Below are 22,192 nucleotides of genomic sequence, written 5' to 3' on the forward strand. Positions count from 1 at the left end.
ACTATACGAGGTAGGTGAATACCCAATGTCATTGGCAGTATCTAAAAACATTGAAAAGAAAAAATCACCCATTATTACACTGCTTCGATCCATCGTGCAGCATCGCTGGCTCTATGTCTTGGCTATACCCGGCTTTTTATATCTTATAGTCTTCAAATATTTTCCGATGTGGGGGCTGCTTATTGCCTTCAAGGAATATAACCCGTACTCAGGCTTTTGGGGGAGTGAATGGGTAGGATTTAAGTATTTTATCGAATTATTTGAAAGTAGAAATTTCTATATTATGCTTCGTAATACGCTTGCTATTAATTTATTTGGATTGGTGTTTATGTTTCCGCTTCCCATTATCCTCGCGTTAATGCTAAACGAGGTTAGACATGAAGTGTTTAAACGAATTAATCAGTCTATCGTTTATTTACCGCATTTTTTATCTTGGGTCGTTGTCGTTAGTATGACGTTTTTTCTATTATCAACAGACGTCGGCATTATTAACAAGCTAATCAGTGAGTTCGGTGGAGAAACCGTCATGTTCCTATCTGAGCCCAACTATTTCTGGGCCTTGCTTACAGCACAAAATATGTGGAAGGAAGCAGGCTGGGGCACGATTATTTTCCTGGCAGCGATGGCTGGCGTTGATCCGCAGCGATATGAAGCAGCGGTTGTCGATGGTGCCTCAAGGTGGCGTCAAATATGGCATATTACCCTTCCTGCTATTCGACCAACGATCATTATCCTATTAATTTTACGCTTAGGACAAATGGCAGACGTCGGATTTGAGCAAGTAATTTTGATGACCAATCCATTGGTCACCTCTGTGTCTGAAGTATTCGATACGTATGTATACACAGTTGGTATATTGCAAGGAAAAATCAGTATAGGGGTAACGGTAGGGATGTTTAAGGGAGTCGTTGGGCTCGTGCTGGTCGTTCTATCCAATTATATCGTCAAAAGAATGGGTCAAGAGGGTATCTATTAAAAAATAATAGGAGGTATGGCAGATGAGCTTTGTCGCGACGAAGAAGCTGACACTTTTCGATTATGTAAACTATACGTTATTAATCCTTATTTCACTCATTAGTTTATTTCCCTTTATCTATGTATTCAGTGTTTCCTTCACAGATCCAAAAGTGTATGTTCCTTTACAATTTTATGTATTTCCGAAGGAATGGTCACTATCAGCCTACCAATATATATTGTCAACGAACAGCTTCTTAAATGCGTTCAAAAATACGGTTTTTGTTACCGCTATCGGTACAGTGCTTAGCATTGCTTTTTCATTTACCTTTGCTTATGCCTTGACCAAAAAATCAATGCCTGGCCAGAAGATTATGCTGGGTGCCGTTATATTCACGTTAGTATTTAATGCAGGAATTTTGCCCAACTATTTGCTTATTAAGGAGCTTGATCTATTAAACTCACTCTGGGCACTGATATGGTCAGGCTTAACGAATGCGTGGAGCTTAATTATGATCAAAAGCTTTTTGGAGTCTTTGCCATCTGAACTAGAGGAGGCAGCAAGAATTGATGGAAGCTCAGATATCGGAGTGTTTTGGAGAATTGTTGTACCGCTCTCCATGCCTGCGGTTGCGACCTTTACGTTGTTCTTTGCGGTGATGTATTGGAATACTTACTTTAATGCACTCATTTATGTTTCTGAATCATCCAAATGGACACTGCAGGTGCTAGTGAAGTCTCTCGTTATTGACTCTGATTCGAATGGCGTTGGAGAAGCGGGAGCAGGTGGAGACGAAGCCGTGCTGCCTCAGGAGACGATTCGAATGGCGTCGATTGTTCTTGCGATGCTACCAATATTATTGGTCTATCCGTTTCTTCAAAAACACTTTGCCAAAGGCGTCATGATTGGTTCTGTTAAAGGATAGGGGGGAAGGAAATGCAGCTTTATTATGATCATAACGATTCGATGGTACGCTTCGGTGTGGAGCATATTCGCAACAGCTTGAAGCAAAAGGGGATTGAGTTTGTAGAAAGCTTTATTACGTATGGGTCACTTGTGCTGCCGAAAAACGGGATTGTAATTCGCAAGATTACAGGTAAGAAAGGCAATCCAGCTCCTTATGCAGATCAGGCGTTCAAAATCTATAGTGATGAGGACAGTATCCATATTGAAGCCTCTGATTCAAGAGGCTTGATGTATGGCTGCTTGGAATGGGCCGAAAGGATACTGCTTGATCAGACTTCCTTGCGCGAGCCAATCGAACAATCTCCGGCAATTGGGATACGCGGAATTAAATACAACCTGCCCTATGCCCCTTTTGACTCAGGAGATCCATTTGTAGAAAACGAAGAAACCTGTCTCGATATCAACTACTGGAAAGCGTTCATCGATATGCTGGCGCGTCATCGCTACAATTGCCTCAGCCTATGGTCGGAGCATCCCTATCATCTTATGGTCGTGTCTAGCAAGTATCGCAGCACGAACCCTTATACAGATATTGAAATCGACCGAAATATACGGTTTTTCCGTCAATTATTTCAATATGCAACTGATCGCGGGGTCGATGTGTATCTGTTTACGTGGAATATTCGATTAATTCCACAAGCTGCTGTAGGCCTGGGATTGCCTGAAAATGTAGGGGATTTTGGAAATATGTATGACCACTTAATTCATCGTGTCGGGCTGCCGTTGAATCGGTTTCGCAGTCAATCTGACCTGATTCGAGATTATATAAAAGAAATGGTTTTACAGCTGCTGTTGACCTATCCTGAGCTTAAGGGGCTTGGCACCTCGGCAAGTGAATGGATGGATGGGGACGGATACGAGCGTGAAGCATGGATTGTGGATACTTATCTTGAGGCGATTAATCAATCGGGAAGAGATATCCCTTTTATTCATCGTACCAACATGCAAAATGCCGGAAAAGAAATTAAGGAAATGATTATGCCGCATATCAAACCAGAGAAGTTTTATATCAGCTGGAAATACTCCAATGCGCATTGCTATTCACATCCAAGGCCTCAGTTTGAGAAGCTGTGGAAGGCGTGGGAAGGCATTGACCTAGATGAAACACAAGTGCTTTACACTGTGCGAAATGATGATGTATTTACACATCGCTGGGGCGATCCCGAATATATTCGCGACTATGTACGCGGTATGTTAAAGCCTTACGTGAAGGGCTTTTATTGGGGAGCAGACGGCTATGTGTGGGGCAAGGATTTTCAACATATCGACTACGGTCATAAAACTTGGACATATGATTTTGAACGTCATCAGTTTCAATTTTTATTATGGGGTCGTTTAAGCTACAATCCTGACGTTAAGCCTGAGGTATGGGTCTTGTCTCTTCAGGAGCATTATGACCGTGAGCATGCGCCATTATTTTTAGAGGGCCTGAGCTCAGCCTCCAAGGTTATACCTGCTGTTAATCGATTGTTTTGGATTGATTATGATTTTCAGTGGCATCCAGAGAGCTGTCTATCTGAGGTGAGTGGCTTTAAGACGATATTGGATTTTGTAGATGCAGCCCCGATGCCGGGTGTCAATGTGATGAGTCTGCGACAGTATGCTGAGGCCGAGGCTGATCTGATAAGCGGAACAATCGTCATCCAATCCTATGACGAAACACCGATAGATATTTTACGTCAGCTTGAGCAAGCAGCTGATCGAACAGAACGAGTCGTCAAGCAGCTGCATGCTGGATTAGGCGAGCTGTGCGGAGGACATGCGGAATGTACATTGTCTGATCTGCAAGCCTATGCGGAGATGGCAAGGTATTACTATTGTAAGTTTTCAGCTGCACTTTCGTTAAACCGTTATCGTGTCAGCGGCAGCCTCGTTCATCGTGAGCATGCTGTTGAAGCGCTGCAGCAAGGAGTAAAGCATTGGGATAAGCTTGGCAGGTACTGGGCCTCCCATAATAAGCCTTATTTTATGGCACGGGTGAAGCATACGTTTGGCTACCCATTTTATCGAAGAGATGTACTTGCAGATATTGAACTTGCACGGCAATTCACGATCGATGCGGAGGTAAAGACGGATGGAATCTTATCCTAGTCAGAACTGGACAATGGAGATAGACGATGAAGGCTTAAAAGGTTCAGAGCAAATTCAGTGGGCATCGAGCGAGCTTATTCATATACTCCAAACTAGAGTGAGGTCGAGGAAAGGTCCACGCATAAACATTCGAATCCGTTCACTTGATGAGAATGCTATGAGATTACTGGATGCTGAGGGGATCGGTTACCCGAATACGCAAGAGTCCTTCTCGCTCATTCGTACATCTTCTGCGGATAGCCATGACATCGATGTGATCGCTTATGACACTATAGGCATCGTCTATGGCCTGCTGGAGCTGGCAGATCTTTTGCAGTGTTCAAGCATGAAAGAAGAAGCCTATGCTCAGCTAGCCGCATTCACATCAAAAACAGAACGCACAGCTATGCCAATTCGCAGTGTGACTCGATTGTTTGTTAGTGAAGAAGAGGATAAAGGCTGGTTCTACAGTCCTGCCTTTTGGGATGAGTACTTGACCAATCTGGTTATGCAGCGCTTCAATCGTTTTCATCTTGCATTAGGAATAGGCTACGATTCTGGTCATGACCCCAATGTCGTAGATAACTATTTTTGCTTTGCTTACCCGTTTTTGCTGCAGCTCCCACAGTATGACGTTAAGGCTGTTCATTTACCGACAGAGGAAAGAGAGCGAAACCTTGAAGCCCTTCGCTATATTAGTGAGCAAGCCAAACGGAGAGGTCTGCATTTCCAATTAGGGTTATGGACGCATGCCCATGCTTTTTTAGACAGTCCGAATGTACGTTATCCGATCCAGGGGATTACGAAGCATAATCACGCGCTGTATTGCAGAGATGCCCTGCAAGCGCTGCTCCAAGCGTGTCCAGCTATTGATGGAGTTACATTAAGAGTGCACTATGAAAGCGGCATTCCTGAGCCGGCAAGTGAATTTTGGAAAACCGTCATGGAAGGTGCTCGTCGCCATGATAAGCGAATTGAGCTGGATATGCATGCTAAAGGCGTAGATGAGCAGCTAATCCACACTGCCGTTGAGACCGGTTCTCCCGTGCTAGTATCTGCAAAGTATGCAGCTGAGCATATGGGACTGCCCTATCATCAAGCAGATATTAGACAGCTAGAAAAACCGAGAACAGGGAAAACGGCACTGCAGTTTGATGCCGTCACTGCAACTTCTAGAAGATTTACGAGATATGGATACGGAGATTTCTTGCAAGAGCGTCGTTCCTATGATGTGATCTATCGCCTATGGCCTGGCACTCAGCGCTTGTTATTATGGGGCGACCCACAATTGGCAGCTGGCTTTGGACGCTTAGGCAGATTTGGCGGCGCAAAAGGGATAGAGTGGTTTGAGCCGCTCTCCTTTAAAGCAAGAAAAAACTCCGGAACGTTAGGCGGCAGAGATCCCTATGCCAGCCAGTCCTTGCAATTGAAAGAGCATGACTGGAAGAAGTATCAGATTACGTATCGTCTAATGGGCCGTCTACTTTATAATCCGGATACCAATCGAGACGCTTGGAGCAGATATTATCGAGCAAGTTTTGGCGAAGCTGCTCCGTATTTCGAGAAGGGGCTGGCAGCAGCAAGCCGTATACTTCCATTAATAACGACCGCGTATCTTCCGTCTGCGGCTAACAATATTTATTGGCCAGAAATGTATACGAATCAAGCAATCGTTGCAGGACAAGAGCCTACCGATGGGGATTTTGACACTCCAGCGCCTTATACGTTTGGGACTGCTTCTCCGCTTGATCCACAACTGTTTTATGCGATAGATGACTATGTAACAGATCATTTATCTGGAAAATTGAACGGCAAGATTACTCCAGTCGAAGTCGCTAACTGGCTTAGTCAGCTGGCTAATGAAGCGCAAAAGCAGCTGCAGCGCATTCAAGAGTATTGTGAAGGTGAAGCGGATAATAAGAAGGGCACAGCTGAGTGGGATAGATTTTGCGTAGATATAGAGGCACTTAGTTATATCGGTCAGTTTTTCAAATGTAAAATCGAAGCAGCAATTCTTTATGCATACTTTAAGCAAGCGAAGCATGCAACGTTTTTACATTATGCGCTTAACAGCTATCGCGAGGCGAAAGCGTCATGGGAGCAGCTTATTCATGCAACAGATGTGTATAAATCGGATTTAGCCTTTGGCTATAAGCCTTATGCGAGAGGGCACTGGCAAGACCGATTAGAAGGAATCGAAAAGGATATTGCGGCAATGGAGAGGGAGCATAGGGCTTGTCTTTTGCAATCAGGTGAGCCGCTCATGCGGTATGAAGAGCTCCAGCCGATTGTGTTCGGCGACACCATCACATGCATGCATGTTCAGCCTGTGGCATCCTGCGGTGAGGCTGTATCGTTAAGCATCGAAGTAAAGGGAGCTAGTGAAGCCGTTAGTGTGGATATTTACTACCGGCCAGCTAATCAAGCTGCTTCGTACACAGGAATGGAGATGACATGTGTTGGTAATTGCTTTTATGCGCAGCTACCACCAGCCGTCACCTCTACTGGATATCCATTAATCTATTATTTCATCGTAAGGAAAGCATCTGGCGCAGCTAAGCTATGGCCAGGGTTTGAAGCAACGCTATCGAATCAGCCGTATTATACGTTAGCGTTTCTAGGAGGGGAGGAGTTAGGTTGAGCTACGAATTGCTTATGCCCAGTCGTATTCAATATGGAGCAGGCTCGTTAACGCAGGTTGGCGTGCTTGCTAAGCTGTGGGGAAACAAGGCACTTATCGTAAGTGATCTTATGATGCAGAAAAACGGTCTAGTTGAGCGCTGTAGTCAGTATCTGTCTGAAGCAGGGATCGAATACGTAAGCTATTGTGGCGTGAATACAGAGCCGACTACAAAGCACGTAGATGAAATTGTAGCAATATGTGAGGCAGAGGGCTGTAATTTATTTATTGCGCTAGGAGGAGGGAGTTGCATCGATGCAGCCAAGGCGGCTGCTGTGTTAATGACGAATCGTGGTCAGCTTTCCAGCTATACATTTACTGGCGGGCATCGTTTCCAGTCGGAAGCCTTGCCGCTGATCGCTATTCCGACAACCGCAGGTACTGGCTCTGAAGTCACAAAGGTGACGGTTATTATTGATACGGACAGTCAAGTTAAGATGATGATTGCTCAGCCTCAATTGCTGCCCAAAGCGGCAATCGTTGATGCGGAGCTGTCTATGACTTGTCCGTCAAGCGTGGTCGCTTCCTCAGGTGTAGATGCACTATGTCATGCGATTGAAGCGTACCTCTCGAGAAAGGCACAGCCAGCAACAGATGTTTGGGCATTGCAAGCGATTCAACGAATTTATAGGCATCTGCCGAAAGTTTACCATAAGCAGGCGTCTACTGAGGACTATGAACAGGTGGCATTAGGCGCCATGCTCGCAGGTGCTGCATTCTCTAATGCATCCGTTACGCTCATACATGGCATGTCCAGACCAATCGGCGCCTTGTTTCATGTTCCGCATGGCATCTCGAATGCGATGCTGCTGCCCGCAGTATTAACATTTATGGCAAGCAAGACAGCATCTAAGCGCTTGGCCGATATTCACACTATGCTGATCCAACAGGAGCGGGTACGAGATGTTGCAGGCGCAAGAGCACAAGCTGGGGGAGAGCAAGAAGATTATGCTTCAGCTATAATCCATGCAGTTAAATCGCTATGCCGCTCGCTAGGGATTGGTAATCTTAATGACTATGGTATAGATCGAGAATTGTATAGGAAAGCCATTCCGAAAATGGTCAGTGATGCGATGGATAGCGGAAGTCCAGCTAATTGTCCATTTGATGTAACAAGAGAGGATATAGAACAGCTTTATCACGTTTGCTTTGATTATATGTATGGTGATGATTTGCAGGAGTTAATAATCTAGGAGGTACCATAATATGAGTGTCACGATGCTGCAAAATTATATTAATGGGGTATGGACAGATGCCAAAAGTTCATCAACCCTTTCCGTTCCAAACCCTGCTAACGGTCTAGAAATGGCGAAGGTGCCGTTATCTTCTGCTGAAGATGTTGAGGCTGCAGTACGGGCAGCCGAGCAAGCATTTCCAGCCTGGAAGGCAACGGCCGTGCCTCGCAGAGCTAGATTGTTATTTGCGTATCAGCAGCTTTTAATCGAGCACCAGCAAGAGCTGGCAGAACTGATTACGAAGGAAAATGGCAAAAGCTACACGGAGGCATTAGGAGAGGTGCAGCGTGGTATCGAATGTGTCGAATTTGCCGCGGGCGCGCCAACGTTAATGATGGGCTCTCATTTGCCAGACATTGCTACAGGGCTGGAATCATCGATGTATCGTTATCCGATTGGAGTCGTTGCAGGCATCACTCCGTTCAACTTTCCAATGATGGTCCCGTGCTGGATGTTTCCGCTGGCAATCGCCTGTGGCAATACCTTTGTATTAAAGCCTTCAGAGCGAACGCCGCTTTTAGCTAATCGTTTAGCTCAGCTGTTTAGTGAGGCAGGACTTCCAGACGGTGTACTTAATATCGTTCATGGTGCACATGATGTTGTAAATGGGCTAATTCAGCATGAGCAGGTAATGGCGATCTCATTTGTTGGATCACAGCCAGTAGCGGAGTATGTATATCGTGAAGCGGCTGCTAGAGGCAAAAGAGTACAGGCGCTTGCTGGTGCTAAAAACCATAGCATCGTCCTACCGGATGCGGATATGGACTTGACCGTGACCAATATTATTAACGCTGCGTTTGGTTCTGCTGGTGAACGCTGTATGGCTTGTGCTGTCGTTGTAGCTGTTGGAAATGCTGCAGAGCCATTAATCGAGAGGCTGGTTGAAAAGTCTCGTGCATTAATAATAGGTGATGGCTTGCAGAAGGATGTATTTCTCGGTCCAGTCATTCGTCAAGAGCATAAGATGAAGACGATCCAGTATATTGAATCGGGCATCAATGAGGGAGCCAAGCTAGTGCTTGATGGTAGAGCAGTTGCAGCCGTCGAAGGTTCAGGATACTTCCTGGGGCCAACAATTTTTGATGGTGTTACGCCAGAGATGACCATATGGAAGGACGAGATTTTCGCGCCAGTACTTAGTGTCGTTCGTGTGGATAGCTTGCAGGAAGCGATTGAGTTAGCTAATCAGTCGGAGTTTGCTAATGGTGCTTGCCTGTATACAGACAGCGCAAAAGCAATTAGACAATTTCGCGAGGAGATTGATGCAGGGATGCTGGGCATTAATGTCGGCGTTCCAGCACCGATGGCCTTCTTCCCTTTTTCAGGTTATAAGAAATCATTCTATGGAGACTTACATGCTAACGGGAAAGATGGAGTAGAATTTTATACTCGAAAAAAAATGATGACAGCTAGATATTAAAATTTGATAGAGAGAGGTGCAAAACGATGAAAATCGGATTTATTGGTCTTGGTAATATGGGATTTCCGATGGCACTGAACATGATGAAGGCAGGGTATGAAGTGCACGGGAAAAATCGAAGCAGCAAGAAAGAGGAGGCATTTGCAGCACAAGGCGGAAACGTTGCACACTCCTATAAGCAATTGGCACAAGAGATGGACATAATCGTTACATGCTTGCCGATGCCCGAAGACGTTCAGGACGTATATTTGGGTGAGGACGGAATAATCAAGCATGCAAGAGAAGGATTAATTCTAGTCGATTGCAGTACGGTTTCACCTGCGTTAAGTGCATCACTGGAACAAGCTGCCGATCAAGCAGGGCTGTTGTTTGTAGATGCACCGGTGAGCGGAGGTACGACTGGTGCAGCAAGCGGAACGTTGACGATTATGGTTGGCGGACAACAGGAGACGTTCAATAAAGTATTGCCTGTCCTTCAAGCTGTTGGTCAACATATTCATTGGGTCGGTGAAGCGGGCAGCGGCTCGGCGGTAAAATTGATCAATCAGTTAATGGTAGGTATTCATACGCAGGCAACGAGTGAGGCGCTGGCGCTAGCTGAGCAGTTTGGATTAGATTTGAAGCAGCTGTTTCAGATTCTTAATGTCAGCTTCGCTCAAAGTAAAATATTCGAGCGTCACTATACACAGTTTATTGCAGAGCAAAACTATCAACCGGGCTTTGCAATTAAGCTGCTGGCGAAGGACTTGAATCTCGCAGTCGAAGCGGCTAGCTCCATGGGCGTACAATCCGTTGTCGGTGCACGCGTGAAGGCATTGCTTCAGCGCGCGATGCATCAAGGGCATGGCGATCAGGATATGTCGGGCATGTTTGTATATCAACAGGAGCGGGATCATCAACAACGCGAGCAAGGTAAGCTGAAGCATTTTGCTGTGTTTTTACCGATGCTTGATCCGGATAAAAGTGTCCAGTACCGAGAGGAGCATCTTGCATTTTTAGCAGAGAGACGACAGGCTGGCATGCTGCTTGCTAATGGTCGATTCGTTGATGGTGCAGGAGGGCTTGTCATCTATCGAGCAGCATCACAGGATGAAGTTGAGCACTGGGTGAAGCAGGATCCTTACATTATTCAGCAGGCTAGACGATACGAGATTCATGAGTGGGATATCGTGCTAGCAGATGAGTAGTTGAGGCAGGGAAAAGATATAGATTAGTTAAATTTATTAATGAGGAGTGAGCGACGACTAAGCTCACTCTTTTTTTTTGTTTTAATGTTAGTAATGCTCGTATAATTTAATCGTAATAATTACTATTAGTATTGACTTCTAGGGAATTGTTGGATAATATATTAAACGTAATAATTACGATTAATGAGGAGTGGAACTTACAATGAGGAAAACGATGATGTGGGTAAGTATTGTTGCTTTAAGTGTAATGCTAGCAGCATGTCAGTCTAAGGATGTAGATATGGAGGATAAGAATTCAACTGGAATGGAACAGCAAGAGGCTGAACGTGACCTTCAAACGGAAGAAGACGGGCACGACCATGTACATAGTGAGCAGGAGGTACATAATCACGAACATGATAAGGAAGATGATAGCGATCATGGACATGAAGAGGAAGGGGATCATAATCACGAACATGATGTGGAATTAGAGCGAATTTACTCTGGTTATTTTGATGATGATCAGATTAACAATCGAGAATTATCAGACTGGGCTGGTGACTGGCAGTCTGTATATCCGTATTTATTAGATGGGACATTAGATGAAGTGTTTGAGCATAAGGCTAAGCAAAGTGATTCGATGACCGCAGCACAATATAAGCAATACTATGAAATTGGTTATAAGACAACGGTGAATCGCATTGTCATTGAACGTAATCAAGTGACCTTTTATGAGGGAGAAGAAGTTAATACGGGGGAATACGTAAGTGATGGATACGAAATATTAACGTATGAAAAAGGTAATCGCGGCGTACGATTTATATTTAAATTAACTGAGCCTACAGAAGGATTACCAACCTATATTCAATTTAGTGACCATAGTATTTATCCAACAGTTGCAGGACACTATCATTTATATTGGGGGAATGATCGTGCTGCTTTGCTAGAGGAAGTAGTCAACTGGCCCACGTATTATCCTACATCAATGGACGGCCACACGATAGCACATGAAATGATGGCTCATTAATGCATCGACATTAACTTATTTGAACGGAGCAGCGTAATACATGCTGCTCCATTTTTTGAGTTTTGAAAGCGGCACTCCATTAACTGGGAGATCACTTGCAAAGGTTTAAGTATTTGTTCTAGTTGAAAATAAGCTATCAAGCATGATATAAGTGTAAATGAAGGTTGGCTATACATTTATTCGAAAGCTTAAGCCGTATTGATCAACGAGAGGACTTGATTTATATATGAAAGAAAACTTTTGGCACGACTTACCACGCCCCTTTTTTGTACTTGCTCCAATGGAAGATGTGACCGATGTTGTATTTCGCCATGTCGTAGCCCAAGCAGGTCGGCCCGATGTGTTTTTTACGGAGTTCACCAACACGGAGAGCTATTGTCATCCAGAGGGAATGACAAAGGTGCGCGGACGTCTATTGTTTACAGAAGACGAACAGCCAATCGTTGCACATATATGGGGAGATAAGCCGGAGTATTTCCGTCAAATGAGTATAGGGATGGCGGAACTGGGCTTCAAAGGCATAGATATTAACATGGGCTGTCCTGTGCCCAATGTAGCTACAAGAGGGAAAGGCAGCGGTCTTATTCTACGCCCTGATGTTGCGGCGGAAATTATTGAGGCAGCAAAGGCAGGCGGGCTTCCTGTTAGTGTGAAGACGAGACTTGGCTACAATGACATAAACGAGTGGGAGGAGTGGCTGACACACATTCTTAAGCAAGACATCGCTAACCTTTCCATTCATTTACGAACGACAAAGGAATTGAGCCAGGTTGATGCACACTGGGAGTTGATACCTGATATTAAGCAATTACGTGACCGTATTGCGCCTAGTACGCTGCTAACGATCAATGGAGATATTGCTGATCGGCAAACTGGTATTGCGTTAGTTGAGAAATATGGTGTGGATGGGGTAATGATCGGACGAGGTATATTCAAAAATCCATTTGCTTTTGAAAAAGAACCGAAAGAGCATAGCAGTGAGGAATATCTTGACCTCCTAAGATTACAACTCGATCTACAGGATCAATATGCAGAGCAATTGCCACGCTCTATGTCTGGTCTCCATCGCTTCTTCAAAATATATGTCAAAGGATTCCCAGGAGCAGGTGAACTAAGGAATCAATTGATGAATACAAAGTCAACAGATGAAGTACGTGAACTGCTCAATCGCTTTGAAAAGCAAAATTAAAGGTAATACAAAACAGTCAGATATCGAATAAGATTGCATGCGACTAAGAGGGGCTTCGGCCCCTCTTTTTTACGTTCATATACCTAATTGTTGTTAGTTTTCAGCCTGTAATGGAGAGAAAGCGAGGATTATATCGCATTAGAGACTGAAATGATTCTGTAAAGTTCTTTATCGATACGCTGGATAGCTTCTTCTGCAATCGTAAAGCTGCCGTTATCCTTCCGTTCAATCTGCTTATCGATCAAATAGACAGGCTGCAATATCGTTGTAGCTCCGAGCACCGATAGTACAGGCTTTAATGCATACTCTAGTGATAGTAAATGAGCCAGTGATCCCCCCACTGCAATCGGCAGAATCGTTTTATGTTCAAGTCCTTTTTGTGGCAGCAAATCCAAGTAGGTTTTCAAAATGCCGGAGTAGGCAGCTTTATACACCGGTGTAATTACGACGATCGCTTCGGCCCTCTCGACCAGCTGATTGACAGCCTGAATATGCTCGCTATTGAAATTAGCGCTAAGCAAATCCTCAGCGGGTAGCTTGAACACTTCAATAGAAGTAACCTCACTAAATGTTTTTTCGATATGCTGCTGCACCGCGTTCACTCTTGAACTAGCGGCATTTGCTCCGTTAATAATAACGATACGTGACATATGAATAACCTCCATTAAATGAATTTTGGCAATTAGGACGGATGAGTAGGCACGTTTTGCTGTGCTTGCAGTGTGGCTTTTTCCTTACGCCCATAACAATAGTAATACAAGGGTAAGCAGCACATCCCGACCATAGAAACAATCAAGTACAAGGGACGATAGCCCAATTGCTCAATGATTAACCCATGAACGTATGGGCCTAGACCTGTACCGATATCCATACACATAAAGTAGGTAGCAGTTGCTATACCTAGACGATGCGGTTCACTGAACCGTACAGCTAGGGTTTGAGCACCCGTATTAAAATTTCCAAATCCGGTGGACATGCATGCGGCTGCGAGTAAAAACATCCAAGCGACGGTTGCTTGACTATATAGCAGCAATCCTCCGGAAAATAACAGTAAGCATGGATAGAGAACAATATTGGCACCTTTTGCATCAATCCATTTGCCAGTGAAAAAGCGAGTACATATAATGCAGACGGAATGTATGAAAAAGTAGTAGCTCGCTATTTTTACAAGATGAATGTGCTCGCTATACGTCACGAGATAGGAAGTGACGCTAGAAAAACAAAAGCCAAACAATAAAGCGATTAATGAAATCGGAATAGCTTGAACCTCTATGATGTGATTCCATGAAAACCGTGATCGCTGGACAGAAGCAGGCTTAGGAATAGAGGGGATATGCTTTTTAGTCATAAGCAAGATCGTATAGCTAATGATCCCGATCATAAGATTGATCACAAATATCCACTGGTATCCACCTTGAAGCGATAAGAAGAATATTCCCAGAAAAGGACCGACAGCCGCTCCAATGACAGCGCTAAAGCTATAGTAAGCAATTCCTTCCGCACGTCGTGATAAAGGAATTGCCTGCATACTCACCGTGCCGGTTGCTGTACTTATGACACCTGTAGTAAATCCTTGCAGAATTCGTACAGCAAGCAGCAGCTCGATCGTAAACGATAAAAAATAGCAAGCTGATGTAATGATAAAGAACAGTAGACTAAGCTCTAATACTTTCATTGCACCATAGGCTGTAATCCATCCCCCTGCAAGTATTCTTCCGAATAAGGTGCCAATAACGAATACGCTAGCTGCTAAGCCGGCAGTGCTAATCGAAACATGAAATTGTTCCTTGGCATACGGTGTGATCGTTACGATAAATAGAAAAAATATGATGGTGAACATCGAGTTTATAATGGTCATACTCGTAAATTCGCGTGTCCAAACCTTATAAGTGCTCATGCTCAGCTCCTTCTAAGCAACGACGTCAACCTGCCATCGTAAGCGTTCGATGCCTTAACGATGAATCGTGCTCGTTTGCAGCTGAGAGGAGGTATAAGCTAAACCCAAATGATCGCGAAGTGTCGTACCCTCATACTCTGTTCGATAGATGCCGCGACGCTGAAGCTCAGGAATTAATAGGTCTACAAGGTCGGTTAATCCATCGGGGAAGGTAGGGGCCATCACATTAAAGCCGTCGGCGGCCTCCTGTTCGAGCCATGCTTGCAGTACATCAGCCACCTGCTCAACGGAACCAACGAGCTCTAAATGTCCGCGTCCACCGGCAATATGCTCATACAATTCACGTAACGTCGTAAAGTTGTTACGCTCGGCAAATTCCTTAATAATGGAAGCGCGAGTATTAGGATTCGTTTTATCGCTATTTTCAGCAGGCGTTGGAATCGGATCATGAATATCGCGATCGCGCAAATCAATACCGAAGAAATTGGATAAATACTCAAGGCCGATCGCAGGTGAGATGTAGCGGTTTAGCTCCTCGCGTTTTGCACGAGCCTCCTCTTCTGTTTTAGCGACGGTAATATAAACACCAGGCATAATTTTAAGATCGTCAGGCTTGCGATTATATTTGGCTAAGCGATCCTTGACGTCTCGATAAAATGCTTTGGCATCATCAATCGTCGTCCATGCGGTGAAGATCACTTCAGCAGTTTTGGCAGCAAGCTCTTTTCCTGCTTCAGACGATCCAGCCTGAACGATAACAGGATGACCTTGAGGAGTAGCAGGTGAATCTAATGTGCCTTGCACTTTAAACCATTGCCCTTCATGATCGACAGGATGTACTTTATTAAGATCAAGGTATCGGCCAGACTGTTTATCTATTACGAGTGCATCTGACTCGATAGAGGACCACAGCTTTTTAGCGACTTCTACAAATTCCTCCGCGCGTTCATAACGATTCGCATGCGGAAGATGAGTAGCTTTACCGAATAAATAAGCTTCCTTTTCATTGCCTGACGTTACGACATTCCAACCAGCACGACCTTTAGAAAGGTGATCAAGCGCTGCAAATTTTCGAGCTAATTGAAAGGGTTCGTTGTATGTTGTTGTAGCTGTCGCGGTTAACCCAATATGCTTGGTAACTGCAGCAATAGCAGACAAAACAATAAGTGGATCAAGCTTTAGTGAATTTGCTAGATAGCTCGATGAGGTTTGCCCGAAAACATCAGCAAAGAAGATCATATCGAACCTTCCACGTTCAGCGGTTAATGCCAGCTCCTTAATATAGTCGATATCATATACGCGATTCGCCCCCGTTGTAGGATAGCGCCAGCTTGCGACATGATGCCCAGGGAAATTGAAAAATGCACCGAGCTTTAATTGTTTCTTTGCCATAACGTAACACTCCCATTCCTTCTCTTAATAAATATAGGCAAATTCATGTTTCATATTGAGCTTCTCTATTGAGCTTGAGCATACGGATTAAATTCGTTTGTATATAGATCCTCAGCTTTTATCTTTCCAGGCTCTAGCTCACCGTTTTTCTCCAGCCATTCGATCCAAATGCTAAAGTTTTTTTCTTCAATAACGCCTCCTGTCGTAGCGATTCCCGTGCTTTTCCAATACTGCAGGTTTTCGGTTGGCTCATTCCCTTCGCGAGCGGATACTATTTTTTCGAAACGTGCAATAACTTCTTCACGGGGCGTTTCTTTTGCCCACTCAATGGCTTTTGCAACGCCTTCAGTGAACGTCTTTACCGTCGTAGGGTTTTCGGAAATATACTTCTCAGTAAAGAAGTAATCACCCGCAGTAAAATTCCCTCCAAAAACATCAGTATCTTTGAAAAGCTCAACGAGCCCACCGCGTTGAAGCGCAAAGTCCCTAGCTATGCCGCTAAATATGATGACATCGAGCTGCTTATTCCGTAACGTTTGCTCAGCGTTGGCAGGTGGGATTGTCACTAGAATAACCTCGCTGATTTCCTTTTCCGTTAGGCCTTCCTGTCGCAAATAATCCTTTACGAGGAATTCAGCATGTGCGCCTAAAATGTTCATACCGACCTTCTTGCCGATGAAGTCTTTGGGCTCTTTTATAGGACTATCCTCCAGCACATATGCTCCAATATATGTGTTGTCATCGCTGCCATAAGAGCCGACAACTGCTTTGATCTTTACATTTTTAGATATCGCCTTGACCGTTGCGCCGTTAAAAGCAGAGCCAAAATCGATATCTCCTGTCGCTGTTAATTGAATGCTTTCGGGTCCGCCAACGGAATTACTTACTTTTTCCAGCGTCAAATCACCTAGGTAGCCGAGATCTGCCGCTAATTCGGGAAAACTAACTGAGCCCGGCGAGCTTTGATATTGCAGCACCTTATCTTCACTTGAACTGCCTCCAGCTTTAGCTGTAGCAGATTTACTAGAGGAAGAGCATCCAGTTAATAGACCGATCAGCACTGCACTAAGCAATAAACCTAACACGAATTGGTTTGAATTTTTCATATGTCATGTCTCCTTAAGATTGGATGGTATTTATCGTTTGTTGGGCAGGTTGAATGGGGAGTGATAGGCCAAGATTTTCACGTAACGTATTTCCTTCGTACTCCGTACGGAATAGTCCGCGTCGTTGCAGCTCAGGAATGACAAGATCGACGATATCGTTTAGACCATCAGGAAAAGTAGGGGCCATAACGTTAAATCCGTCAGCCGCTTCATGTTCAAACCATTCTTGCAGTTGATCTGCAATCTGTGCTGGTGTTCCGACAATTTCCCGATGTCCTCGTGCCCCTGCAATAAACTCGTAAAGCTCTCGAATCGTCTGAAGACCTTCCCGCTCAGCGATGCCGCGAACAATATTGGCACGAGTTTGCGGATTGGTTGGATCGTCGTTGTCTGAATGTGCAGGGATCGGGCCATCTACATCGTAGCCACTAAGATCAGCACCAATAAAATGGGATAGATAAGCAAGACCTACATCAGGCAATATATATGAGTTTAATTGTTTTCGTTTAGCAATGGCTTCAGCCTCTGTTTTAGCTACCGTGATGAACACACCGGGCATAATTTTGAGGTCATCAGCTTTTCGCCCGTATTTAGCTAGACGCCCCTTTAGGTCACGATAGAAGGCTTGCGCTTCCTCTAGCGTCTGCCAGCCGGTAAACACAACGTCAGCTGTTTTGGCAGCAAGCTCTTTTCCAGCCTCTGAAGAGCCTGCTTGAACGATAACAGGATGACCCTGTGGTGAAGCAGGGGCGTCTAGCGTTCCTTGAACCTTAAACGATAGTCCCTCATGATCTACGGGGTGCACCTTATTAAGATCGAGATATTGACCATTTTCTTTATCAATGACAATCGCTTCACGTTCAATAGAGAGCCAAAGCTTTTTCACTACATCTACAAATTCCTCAGCACGTACATAACGATCTGCATGGGCTAGATGCTTTTCTTTGCCGAATAACGTTGATTCTTTCCCGTTTGCAGAGGTTACAACATTCCAGGCTGCTCGGCCTTTCGATAAATGATCGATGCCAATGAATTTTCGAGCGACTTGAAAAGGCTCGTTATACGTGGTCGTAAGCGTTGCAACTAACCCGATGTTTTTTGTTACAGCAGTTAATGCAGCGAGAATAATAATCGGATCTAATTTAATACCAGAAGGAGAGTTCTCCTGAAGCTCTTGACCGAACCCATCAGCGAAAAAGATGGTATCGAATTTGCCACGCTCCGCGATTTGTGCAAGCTCGATAAAGTAGTCAAGGTCAAGTGAACGCTCAGGATGAGTAGTAGGGTAACGCCAGCTTGCAAAATGATGTCCTGGCAAATTGAAAAATGCACCTAGCTTTAATTGTCGTTTTGTCATAATGAACACACTCCTATTATTCTAATTGGAATACTTGGTTTATGATGCAAAAAAATTACGCGGTCGGATCTTGCTTCCAACGTGACAATCTTTTTTCCAGCGCTAACAAACTGTAGTTAATGATCAGACCAAGTATCGAAATCGTAAGAATACCAGCATACATTTCCGGGATCATGAAGTTGTATTGTGAATAGGTGATGAAGTACCCTAAGCCTTCTTTTGCCCCAACCATCTCGGCAGCGATTAATACTAGAATAGCTCCAGTCCCGGCCATTCGAATCCCTGTAAACATTGTCGGGATGGAAGCGGGGAGTATGACTTTATAAAATAAAGCAAAGGAAGAGATGTTCATCGAACGTGCAGATTTAATCAGCATAGGGTCAACGTTTCGTACAGCTGCGATTGTATTTAATAAAATTGGCCAGGTACAAGCGAAAAAAACAATGGCAATCTTCGAGGTTTCTCCGATCCCTAGCAATAGGATGAACACGGGCAACAGTGCTAATGCCGCTGTATTGCGAAACAATTCCAGTATCGGGTTGAGCAGATCACGCGCAATCGGATACCAGCCAATGACTAAACCTAACGGGATTGCTAACGCGATAGCTAAACCAAAACCAGCAATGGAACGGGTAATGCTTGCACTAAAATGAGAAAATAATTCGTTCGATATAAGCATGTTCCACCATGCAGCTGCTACTTCTGAAAATGCAGGGAAAAATGCAGGATCGACTAGGCCGATTCGGGGTGCAACCTCCCAGGCCACTAGAAATAGCAACAGTATGATAGATTGTTTAATTAGCTTTTGTAGCGTCAATAAAGGGTTAAACGTTAGTTTTTGAAGCCTTCTAGAAGATTTCACTTGTTTACTAATCGCAACCATAAAGTCATGCCTCCTTATTTTGCTTGCTGATTAAGCTTCCTCGATAATGAAAAGTTCACTTCGGGATATAGGTTAAATATATAGTCCTGCATATTCATTCTCGTGAAGTAAACTCCAAACCTCATGACGAGCTTTTACAAATGCTGGATTGGATCGAATATCTGCATCAGCTAATCGGTGCTTTAATGGAATCTCAACGATTTTCTTTACACGCCCTGGATTGGCCGATAGGATCACTACCCGTTGACCAAGATAAACGGCTTCATCAATCCCGTGCGTGATGAAAATAATCGTTTTTTTCGTTTTTTCCCATATTCGCAGCAGCTCGCTTTGCAGCGTTTCCCTAGTTTGAGCATCTAAAGCTGCAAAGGGTTCATCCATAAGCAGCACATCTGGATTAAACGCTAAACTACGAGCAATTGCCACACGCTGCTTCATTCCACCAGAAAGCTCGTGAGGATATCGATCAGCAAAGCTTTTTAATCCGACCAGATCTAAGTAGTGATCGGATTGAGCTCGCCATTCACGCTTAGGTATTCCTTTTGCTTCAAGTCCGAACTCGATATTGCCGCGTGCAGTTTTCCAAGGGAATAAAGCATATTGCTGGAAGACGGTGCCTCGATCTAACCCGGGGCCTTTAATTTCTTGACCATCAAGTAAGATTCTTCCTTTTGTTGGTGTAGACAGACCTCCCAATAAATCAAGCAGCGTAGACTTTCCACATCCACTCGGACCGACTATCGTAAGGAATTCTCCTTCATTAACGGAAAACTCCATATTGCTTATCGCAGTGAATTCCATTGATGCACCCTTTTGTTCGTTGTCACGTACGGTAAATGCTTTCGTCACGCGCTCAACCTTAATCTTCTCTCCCATTCAATCAGCTCCTATTGTAATAAGATTTACATTCGTATAAACAGAAAGGCTCCTACTTATCACTGAACAGTGAACGTAGGAGCCTTTAGATAACTAATCGGCATTCATATGAGGGGAAACAATAATTCTTAGTAAACTTATGGGAATAGTTTAACATGATTCAAGGTAATGTCAACCCATTTTTTATAAATCCTGTGATAATCGAATCATGTCTCTACACTGGATTCCGTTCTCATAAATTTCTTCAGCGTAATGTCTAATGAAAAAGTCAAAATCTACACCAACAATTCGAAAGCCGCATTTTTGGTAAAGTGCTAATTGCCCTATGCTGGAGTTGCCTGTCCCAATTTCTATCGTCTTGTAGCCGCTTGACCTAGCTGTTTCAATGGCATGTGAAACTAATTGCTTCCCGATTCCTTTGCCATGCAGCTCCTCTGTTACCGCGACGTTTACCAGTTCAACGGTTTCAGGTCTAGTTGGCAGCAGAACATATACACCCACGATTTGATGATTGATTTCTGCTAGGAAGCATTCACCTCTTTTTAGGTAGTCCTCAACAAGCTTTTGAGAAGGGTCCGCTAGCAGCAGAAGCTTTATCGGGGAGTCCTCATCAACACGTAATTTTCTAATCATCATAATTCTCTTCTCCTTTATCTAGGGCGTGTCTGAAAACCCGCTCAGAGGCTCCTTTCACGCCCTTTCGCCCCCTGCTTCGTTCCGTTTGTTTGACGTACGCCCGGTACGCCTTCCCAAACGCGCCTTGCATGAAACGAAAATTCAGCAAAATTGGCTGGCCTCGGAGTTCTCAGACAGCCCTAATACAATTTCATCATAACACAAGTTCAATTGGAAACGGGCTGTACTACATGACGACTCATCACTAAGACGATATCGTATAATGGTTAAAGCAGTGTGACATAATACAGGAGGATTATGGAAAACTGTTCGTGTTCGTGATAATAAATTTAGAGGTGGGGCAGCAGGATGGAGCTTTTGTTTTTAGGTACCAATGCGGGTATGCCGATTCGCGATAGAAATGTAACATCAATAGCTATAAAACTATGTGAGAATGGCGGATCGTTCTGGATGGTTGACTGTGGAGAGGGAACTCAACACCAGCTGCTGAAAACTCCCTTGAAGCTTAACCGATTGAATAAGCTATTCATAACCCATTTGCATGGGGATCATGTCTTTGGACTGCCTGGATTATTGAGCTCCCGCTCATCGCTTGGCGGTACGGAGCGCTTGGATATTTACGGTCCGAACGGGTTGCGTGAGCTAGTAGAGACTAGCTTGGGTATAACGGAAACCTATTTAGGGTTTCCATTGAACATTGTCGAGATCCAAGAAGGCATGATTGTCGAAGATGAAGACATGACGGTCGTGGCTGCCAAGCTTGATCATCGAATTGAAAGCTATGGATACCGTATGGTGGAGCGTGAGCGAACCGGTGCGCTGAACGCCCAATGGCTGTCTGAGATGAAAGTTCCTCCAGGTCCTGTATACAGAGAATTGAAGTCGGGTAAGGATGTGACACTTGACGATGGGCGTGTAATTCGTTCTGCAGAAGCCGTGGGCAAGCCATTGCCTGGACGCATCATTACGATTCTTGGCGATACAAGGCCGTGTGATAATGCTGTGAAGCTTGGCGAAGGGGCAGATGTGCTTGTTCACGAGGCAACCTTTGCACATGAATTGGCTGATAAGGCGCATGAATACGGACATTCAACTGCTTTACAGGCGGCACAAATTGCACATGCTGCCGGTGCCGGCAGGTTGTTCATTACGCATTTCAGCTCTCGATATAAGCAAGAAGATTTGGCCGAGCTTGTTGCAGAAGCCAGAAGTGTATTCACGCACACAGATGCGGCTATAGAGCTAAAGCCGTATCCCATTAACCTATCGTTATTACGCAGTATGTAATGATCTGTTCACTAATAGCTTTATGTTATATCTAGCAATAGCTTAAAGGT

General features: G+C 44.4%; 18 protein-coding genes. 10 read left to right on the forward strand and 8 right to left on the reverse strand.

Annotation, left to right across the window (positions count from 1 at the left end; genetic code table 11):
• The first annotated feature begins 25 nt into the window (after nucleotides 1-25).
• From ACFP56_RS17210 to ACFP56_RS17250, 9 genes are all read left to right on the forward strand, one after another.
• On the forward strand, nucleotides 26-976 hold the full coding sequence (locus ACFP56_RS17210; RefSeq protein ID WP_379236834.1) for an ABC transporter permease: 951 nt from the start codon (nucleotides 26-28) through the stop codon (nucleotides 974-976).
• 22 nt (nucleotides 977-998) lie between these two features.
• The gene (locus ACFP56_RS17215; protein ID WP_379236836.1) at nucleotides 999-1,880 is read left to right on the forward strand and encodes a carbohydrate ABC transporter permease; all 882 of its coding nucleotides are present in this window, start codon (nucleotides 999-1,001) and stop codon (nucleotides 1,878-1,880) included.
• Between the two features lie 11 nt (nucleotides 1,881-1,891).
• Complete coding sequence (locus ACFP56_RS17220; RefSeq protein WP_379236838.1) at nucleotides 1,892-4,012, forward strand: hypothetical protein; 2,121 nt, start codon at nucleotides 1,892-1,894, stop codon at nucleotides 4,010-4,012.
• Nucleotides 3,996-6,632: a hypothetical protein gene (locus ACFP56_RS17225; protein ID WP_379236840.1), complete on the forward strand. Its 2,637-nt coding sequence runs from the start codon at nucleotides 3,996-3,998 to the stop codon at nucleotides 6,630-6,632. The genes ACFP56_RS17220 and ACFP56_RS17225 overlap by 17 nt, the downstream gene beginning before the upstream one ends.
• 14 nt (nucleotides 6,633-6,646) lie before the next feature.
• Complete coding sequence (locus ACFP56_RS17230) at nucleotides 6,647-7,864, forward strand: iron-containing alcohol dehydrogenase (protein ID WP_379237274.1); 1,218 nt, start codon at nucleotides 6,647-6,649, stop codon at nucleotides 7,862-7,864.
• Between the two features lie 13 nt (nucleotides 7,865-7,877).
• On the forward strand, nucleotides 7,878-9,326 hold the full coding sequence (locus ACFP56_RS17235; protein ID WP_379236842.1) for a CoA-acylating methylmalonate-semialdehyde dehydrogenase: 1,449 nt from the start codon (nucleotides 7,878-7,880) through the stop codon (nucleotides 9,324-9,326).
• Nucleotides 9,320-10,513, forward strand: coding sequence for an NAD(P)-binding domain-containing protein (locus ACFP56_RS17240; protein WP_379237276.1), 1,194 nt, complete (start codon nucleotides 9,320-9,322; stop codon nucleotides 10,511-10,513). The genes ACFP56_RS17235 and ACFP56_RS17240 overlap by 7 nt, the downstream gene beginning before the upstream one ends.
• 202 nt (nucleotides 10,514-10,715) lie before the next feature.
• A complete protein-coding gene (locus ACFP56_RS17245) occupies nucleotides 10,716-11,519 on the forward strand; it encodes a ZinT family metal-binding protein (protein ID WP_379236845.1) in 804 nt (267 codons plus the stop codon).
• Nucleotides 11,520-11,745: 226 nt separating this feature from the next.
• Nucleotides 11,746-12,708, forward strand: a complete 963-nt coding sequence (locus ACFP56_RS17250) for a tRNA dihydrouridine synthase (protein WP_379236847.1) — start codon at nucleotides 11,746-11,748, stop codon at nucleotides 12,706-12,708.
• A 128-nt stretch (nucleotides 12,709-12,836) separates the two neighbouring features.
• On the opposite strand, the gene ssuE is transcribed toward ACFP56_RS17250, so the two are convergent.
• The 8 genes from ssuE to ACFP56_RS17290 all read right to left on the reverse strand — a co-directional run bounded on the left by ssuE (nucleotide 12,837) and on the right by ACFP56_RS17290 (nucleotide 20,855).
• Nucleotides 12,837-13,358 (reverse strand): NADPH-dependent FMN reductase, encoded by a 522-nt coding sequence (gene ssuE, locus ACFP56_RS17255; protein WP_379236849.1) that lies wholly within the window; start codon nucleotides 13,356-13,358, stop codon nucleotides 12,837-12,839.
• Nucleotides 13,359-13,390: 32 nt separating this feature from the next.
• The gene (locus ACFP56_RS17260; protein ID WP_379236851.1) at nucleotides 13,391-14,605 is read right to left on the reverse strand and encodes an MFS transporter; all 1,215 of its coding nucleotides are present in this window, start codon (nucleotides 14,603-14,605) and stop codon (nucleotides 13,391-13,393) included.
• 54 nt (nucleotides 14,606-14,659) lie between these two features.
• Nucleotides 14,660-15,997, reverse strand: coding sequence for an LLM class flavin-dependent oxidoreductase (locus ACFP56_RS17265; protein ID WP_379236853.1), 1,338 nt, complete (start codon nucleotides 15,995-15,997; stop codon nucleotides 14,660-14,662).
• A gap of 65 nt (nucleotides 15,998-16,062) precedes the next feature.
• Nucleotides 16,063-17,103, reverse strand: coding sequence for an ABC transporter substrate-binding protein (locus ACFP56_RS17270; protein ID WP_379236855.1), 1,041 nt, complete (start codon nucleotides 17,101-17,103; stop codon nucleotides 16,063-16,065).
• A 13-nt stretch (nucleotides 17,104-17,116) separates the two neighbouring features.
• Entirely contained in the window at nucleotides 17,117-18,460 is a 1,344-nt protein-coding gene (locus ACFP56_RS17275) for an LLM class flavin-dependent oxidoreductase (RefSeq protein ID WP_379236857.1), read from the reverse strand.
• Nucleotides 18,461-18,515: 55 nt separating this feature from the next.
• The gene (locus tag ACFP56_RS17280; protein WP_379236859.1) at nucleotides 18,516-19,343 is read right to left on the reverse strand and encodes an ABC transporter permease; all 828 of its coding nucleotides are present in this window, start codon (nucleotides 19,341-19,343) and stop codon (nucleotides 18,516-18,518) included.
• 72 nt (nucleotides 19,344-19,415) lie between these two features.
• Complete coding sequence (locus ACFP56_RS17285) at nucleotides 19,416-20,219, reverse strand: ABC transporter ATP-binding protein (RefSeq protein WP_379236861.1); 804 nt, start codon at nucleotides 20,217-20,219, stop codon at nucleotides 19,416-19,418.
• 183 nt (nucleotides 20,220-20,402) lie between these two features.
• Nucleotides 20,403-20,855, reverse strand: a complete 453-nt coding sequence (locus ACFP56_RS17290; RefSeq protein WP_379236863.1) for a GNAT family N-acetyltransferase — start codon at nucleotides 20,853-20,855, stop codon at nucleotides 20,403-20,405.
• 348 nt (nucleotides 20,856-21,203) lie between these two features.
• Here ACFP56_RS17290 and rnz point away from each other — a divergent pair, with 348 nt between their 5' ends.
• The gene (gene rnz, locus ACFP56_RS17295; protein WP_379236865.1) at nucleotides 21,204-22,142 is read left to right on the forward strand and encodes a ribonuclease Z; all 939 of its coding nucleotides are present in this window, start codon (nucleotides 21,204-21,206) and stop codon (nucleotides 22,140-22,142) included.
• Nucleotides 22,143-22,192: the final 50 nt, after the last annotated feature.

The organism is Paenibacillus septentrionalis (assembly GCF_042659865.1).
GTDB lineage: Bacteria > Bacillota > Bacilli > Paenibacillales > Paenibacillaceae > Pristimantibacillus > Pristimantibacillus septentrionalis.